Source organism: cf. Phormidesmis sp. LEGE 11477, from assembly GCF_015207105.1.
Lineage (GTDB): Bacteria > Cyanobacteriota > Cyanobacteriia > Phormidesmidales > Phormidesmidaceae > Phormidesmis.
Map to the genome: position 1 here is coordinate 1 of NZ_JADEXO010000196.1, position 5,585 is coordinate 5,585.

Below are 5,585 nucleotides of genomic sequence, written 5' to 3' on the forward strand. Positions count from 1 at the left end.
GTTCTCCATCGTCATTTCTAGATCGGCGATCGCATAAAACTTTCTCACCGAGCCTTTATCAATCCACAGCACTTGAGCCAGCGATACCTGCTTTTGCAGCGCCGCATCCGCAAAATAAGCGAGCAGTACAGAGATCTCTCCTTTCTCTCTCAAAAACTTAGATTTTGACTCATAGGCTTCTTCTGAGCGGGTTCGCGCATAGGCTCCTTGAATATAGCTCTTCTCATTCCGCTCTTTTTTCTTCCCAGTTTCTCCTGACGCCTGGTTGTAGTTTCGCCCCCGGTTAGGCACCAGCAGCGTCAGCAGCGCATCTACTAGCGTTGACTTGCCTGAGCCATTGGCACCCGTTAGCAGCGCCGTTCCCCCAGCGAGCTCCAGCAACCAGGGCCGCCGATCAAACGTCCCCCAGTTAAGCACTTCTAGCCGCTGCAGCCGAAAGCCTGCTAGCGCTCTACTATCTTCTGGTTCAATCGTCTGGGTCAGAGAAATCGTCTGCATAATCTTCTAGCTTTTGTGTCAACCGTTCCAACATTTCAGCGTCAATCTTGGCTTTGATAATCGGACAGACCTCATAATTATCATCGTCTCCGGTCAGCTTCTTCAAAAAACCCGTCTCTCGCACGGTCTTATTCACCAGCGCTTTGACTTCAATGTGAAACTTGACTTCGTTGTTGCCTTCTGGCAGATACGGCTGCAGCAAATCGCGCAGCTCCTCCATACTTAGCACTAGGCGTCCAATCTCATCGCTCGCATCAAATTGTCTGAGCTGCTCACGCAATAGCACATAAAATATGGTTGCCTTAAAGCTTAATCGGTGCCTAATCACTAGGCGAGGTAGTCGCTCGGCTGGCGGATCATCAGGGTCGGGATCGGGCTGTTCTAGATAGGCGAATCCCTGAGTCTCATAGTTTTGTACCCGTAGACCAATTTTACCGAAGTATTCGCTCACCGGGGTGAGATAGCTTTGGAGCTGATCCCAGTATGGATTGTCGTCGCTGTATACCACGCCCTGTAAAAGCTTGATCAAAACAGGCGCATAGGGCGGAGTCTCAGATAAGGTGCTGTTCAAGGCCAAAAAAATCCTCTCCTATCGATAAAAAACGACCTTCGGCAGCTTGAGCTGAAGCCAAGAGTCGGGTGCTAAGCCTTCGATCTTCATCAAGTCGATTGTACTAAATTCTACAGAATGCCGTTCAGCTTTGGTCGCCAAAGAGAGATAGGCGACAACTTCTGGCAGTCCTTGCGTGACGGGATACCACTCTAATAGCTCGCTCAGTGCAATATTGTCTCGATCTTCTAAGGCCCGATCAATCCGCTGGGCTAGTAGCGCCTCGTCTACATAAAACTGCTGGGCGAGTTCGTCTAATTCTGCTTCTAGTTCATGATCGAGGAGATCTGAAAAGTCAAGATCGGCAAATGTAGGGGCTTCTGTATCTTCTAATGGATGTAGCGGGCGCTCCATCATCAAGTTGATTTTTGGAGCGCCGTTTAGCCGCCAAAAGGCGGATTCATTGATGGCTTGAGGAGCAATCTGCCTAGAAAGGCGCTGTACGTCGACAATCAGATCTGCAACTCGCCGATTTTCTCTAAGATTGCGCTCGTCTAGCATCTGCCGAAGCTTCTCGGTCAGGCGCTGGTTGGATTGCACGATGTGGTCGGCTGAGTCGAGCAGGTTACGGATAATTCGACGCAAAAAGCCGTAGTTGCGAGTGAGCGATCGCAGCTCGTCCAATTCATAGATTGCTGTAATCGACTCCTTCAGCTCGCGCTGCTTACTCTCTGACATCAAAAAGTTAAAAAAGGTATAGAAGCTACGGCCCTGATCAGATTCTTTGAGGGCGTCATCTGCATCTAATACTTTGCCGACGACGGTTCCGCGACGGCTATCAGCTTCTAGCTGATCTGCTTGAACCTTGCGAGTCAGCTCTCTAAACTTTTGTTCTACCGCTCTAAAGTCACTCATCAACTGACGAGTCAGGCTATTGGCTGACATAAATCGCTCGCGCAGTTGCGTTTCGTTAAAGGGATCGACCGCGCCCGTTGCTCTGATAGTATCGATCTCTTGCTGGATGCGATCGCGATCGCTCTCTAGCTGAGCCACTCGCGTTTCTACATCCGCCGTACTCCCTTCCTTAATCTCTTTTAGCAGCGATAGAATTTGCAAAAAGCGAGACTCTGTGCCGATAAATTCGTCGCGCTGCTGCAAGTCTTCTAACCAGGCCAGCGCCTTTTCTGCTTCGGGTGTCAAACTAAAGACGGGTTCATCTGACTCGCCTGATCTAGCAAACGTCTTACGCAGTAGCTGAGCATTGATCCATTCATTGAGGTAGGCTTTCGGTGGCTGCAGTGATAGCTCAGAGTAGATACCCTGCAAGTATGTGGAATAATCAGCCAGCTTCTCCTCTAGCTCTATCTGAGGAATCGACACTCGCTGCGCCACCTTAAACTGCTTGTACAAAAAGCTAGCAATCAGAGCAATATTTCGGCTTCGCATTAGCTTTAGCGTTGCCGAGTTCTCTAATTCATACTTGATTTGCTCATAGTCCATAAGATTACATAAGGTTGCACTCAACAGGTCATCACTAGCTTAGCGGGATAGAGAAACCGCTCAGTACTCAGCGGTCGTTGGCCAGATGTCTTGCTTTTTGCTTCTTCTGATAGTGGCACAGTTCCTATACTCTTTAGACAGACGCTACTGATGAGGTTTCCGCCGTGAAACTGGCTGCGATTGATATTGGCACCAATTCTATTCACATGATTGTAGTCAATGTGCTACAAAAGCGAAATTTTGAGGTGATTGAACGAGTCAAAGAAATGGCCAAGCTGGGCGTCGGCGTGTTTTCTAACAATCGGCTGAGCGACCATGCTTACCAAGTCGGGCTCGATACCATCGAGCGCTATGTGCAGCTCGCCGATCAGCTCGGCGTCGATGACATTATCACCGTCGCGACTAGCGCCACCCGTGAGGCTGAAAACGGCGAAAGCTTTCTCAATGAAATCATTCGCCGTACCAAAATTGAGCCGCGCATCATTTCGGGCAAGGAGGAAGCGCGACTAATTTTTTTGGCAGCGAGAAATGCGATCGCCTTGGAGAAAGAAGAAAACGCCCTAGTCATCGATATCGGCGGCGGCAGTACCGAGACCGTTGTTGGCAATCGCACAGATATTCTGTTTGGCACCAGTGTGAAGCTCGGCGTGATTCGACTGCTCGACATGTTTGAAGATAAGGACAACACCATCGGCGAAGAAGCTCGCCGCGTTCTAGAATCACACATTCGCTTTCTGGCCAAAGATACGATCGCCCAAGCCAAAAAAATCGGATTTACTCGCGTCATTGGCACTTCTGGGACCAACCGCACCCTGGGCGAAGCCGCCTACATCGCTAGACACGATACCGAACTACAATCTGTCAACGCCGAGGTCGTTCAGCTCAAAGACCTCGAAAAGCTGACTGAGAAACTAGTCAAGCTCGATGCGAACAAACGTGAAAAAGTTGACGGCATCAGCAGCAAGCGTAGTGACGCCATTCATCTCGGCGGTATTTTGCTCACGCAGCTACTCAAGATGGCCGATGTAGAAGAAATGACACTGTGCGATGCTTCTTTGCGCGAAGGCATGATTCTTGACTACATCGATCGCTACGGTAAAGATGTAACTGACTTTCGTGTAGAAGGCGATCTGCGTCAGCGTAAAGCTGCTCAGCTTGTCCATAAATACAAGTCGGACTGGGAGAGCAATCGCCATGTTGCTAAGCTAGCGCTGCAGCTATTCGATGAGACGCGATCGCTCCATCAGCTTAGCTCATTAGAAAAAGACGTTTTAGAATACGCCGCTTTGCTCCACGACATTGGTCAGTACCTTTCTTTCAAGAGCTACCACAAGAGCTCTCGCTACATCCTCAAAAAAGCCGATCCGCGCGGATTTACTGACGAAGAGATGGTCTTGATCGGTCAGGTTATTCGCTATCACCGCAAAGCTAGACCGAAGAAAAAGCACGGACAGTTTAGGCGTCTATCCAAACGACAGCAGCAGATCGTATGGGTGCTTGCCGGACTGCTAAGAATTGCGGCAAACCTAAATAGAACCAAAGATCAACAGGTTGAAAAGCTAGCCTGCGAGATTTCAGACGAAGATATCAAGATCTCTGTTTCAGGCAAGGGAGATTTGGATATTGGGATCTGGGCGGCGATGGGCGATCGCGAAATTTTGGAAAAAGCACTAGAGCGAAGTGTGGACATTGCATAAAACCCAACTGGTATCTCTACTAGATAATTCCGCAAGCAAATTGGGTTAGGGCTATCCCTACCTATGGAGAGAACATAGCCCTCTTTTTCTCTGTTAAAACGAAAGTACTAAACAAAACGTTACTAAAGCAAACGGAAGCTCTGCAAAGCGGCAGCGCCAAAAACAGCAGAAAGAGGAAAGAGCACGATGATTCCCATTCCACCGGGAGCAGAAGACTTTTTGTGGACACTCAAAACAGGAATCTGGTCGATAGGGACCGCTTCCTGGGTGTTCGGTATTTCGGACAGAACGTTGGCAGCCTTGATGGATGGTTACCTATCGGCAATTGATATCGTTCAGCTATGTACAGCCACTTTCTTCTTTGCAAGCTGGCTATTGCTAAGGCCGATGAAGATGAAGTCGAAGCAGGGAGCGGTTCAAAGCGCTGAGCCACTATTAGACCAGCCGTAGCAATGCTTCTACGCAGATGTTTCTTCGAGCGATGGATGTGGGTGCTCTAAGCGTAAGTGACCTCTTACCCTCCCTATCTCTCATGCGTGCTTTCGTTAAGCTGACTGGCTTCTGCCTGCTGATATACAGTATCTACCTGCTCGGCCACAACATCTTATTTACCACCAACGTCTATCCCTACTGGTGGCGAGGGATTGCTGCCGATGTCTCAGTCCTCTTTCTTGCCATCGGCGTACTATCGATAGTCTTCCTACCCGATGAGTTCAAAGAGATTGGCTGGGTCTCGACGGCAATCGGTATTCTGGCGGTCTTTATGAGCAGCCGCGCCATCCTCAATCCGACTAGCCTGTGGGAGTTCTTTCTCGCCTTCATGGTGATGGCAATCGGCTACAAACTATTCTCAACCGGACGAGTCCCCCTCTTGTAGTTCTCTACATCCGAGTCAGCAGCAAAAAGCCCTCTGTACAGCGTACAGAGGGCTCTTCAGTTTATTCAGTTGTCCAATCAAGGAACAGTCGACTATGCGTTGATTGCAGGCGCAGTCAAAGCTACAGGAGCAGCTTCGCCAGCAGCCAGGTCGAGCGGGAAGTTGTGAGCATTGCGCTCGTGCATTACTTCCATACCCAGGTTCGCACGGTTCAAGACATCAGCCCAAGAACCAATCACACGACCCTGTGAGTCGATGATGGACTGGTTGAAGTTGAACCCGTTCAGGTTGAACGCCATCGTGGAAATACCAAGAGCAGTAAACCAGATGCCGACTACAGGCCATGCACCCAACAAGAAGTGGAGCGAACGGCTGTTGTTGAACGATGCGTATTGGAAGATCAGACGACCGAAGTAGCCGTGCGCTGCAACGATGTTGTATGTCTCTTCTTCTTGGCCAAACT

Annotated in this window: 6 protein-coding genes and 1 pseudogene; 3 read left to right on the forward strand and 4 right to left on the reverse strand. The window is 49.5% G+C overall.

The features are described from left to right. The 3 genes from IQ256_RS28155 to IQ256_RS28165 all read right to left on the reverse strand — a co-directional run. Positions 1-498 (reverse strand): ATP-binding protein (locus IQ256_RS28155; protein WP_193859005.1); only part of this gene is annotated, 498 nt, incomplete at its 3' end. Further along, on the reverse strand, positions 467-1,069 hold the full coding sequence (locus tag IQ256_RS28160) for a DUF4194 domain-containing protein (RefSeq protein ID WP_193859006.1): 603 nt from the start codon (positions 1,067-1,069) through the stop codon (positions 467-469). The genes IQ256_RS28155 and IQ256_RS28160, both read right to left, overlap by 32 nt. Positions 1,070-1,087: 18 nt before the next feature. After that, a complete protein-coding gene (locus IQ256_RS28165) occupies positions 1,088-2,548 on the reverse strand; it encodes a DUF3375 domain-containing protein (protein ID WP_193859007.1) in 1,461 nt (486 codons plus the stop codon). Positions 2,549-2,712: 164 nt separating this feature from the next. On the opposite strand from IQ256_RS28165, the gene IQ256_RS28170 reads away from it, so the two are divergent. The 3 genes from IQ256_RS28170 to IQ256_RS28180 all read left to right on the forward strand — a co-directional run bounded on the left by IQ256_RS28170 (position 2,713) and on the right by IQ256_RS28180 (position 5,122). Then, positions 2,713-4,245, forward strand: coding sequence for a Ppx/GppA phosphatase family protein (locus IQ256_RS28170; protein WP_193859008.1), 1,533 nt, complete (start codon positions 2,713-2,715; stop codon positions 4,243-4,245). Between the two features lie 186 nt (positions 4,246-4,431). Then, positions 4,432-4,695: a hypothetical protein gene (locus IQ256_RS28175; protein ID WP_193859009.1), complete on the forward strand. Its 264-nt coding sequence runs from the start codon at positions 4,432-4,434 to the stop codon at positions 4,693-4,695. An 82-nt stretch (positions 4,696-4,777) separates the two neighbouring features. Continuing rightward, the gene (locus IQ256_RS28180) at positions 4,778-5,122 is read left to right on the forward strand and encodes a hypothetical protein (RefSeq protein ID WP_193859010.1); all 345 of its coding nucleotides are present in this window, start codon (positions 4,778-4,780) and stop codon (positions 5,120-5,122) included. Positions 5,123-5,214: 92 nt separating this feature from the next. Here IQ256_RS28180 and IQ256_RS28185 read toward each other — a convergent pair. Next, a pseudogene (locus IQ256_RS28185) lies at positions 5,215-5,585 on the reverse strand (photosystem II q(b) protein); the annotation flags it as partial.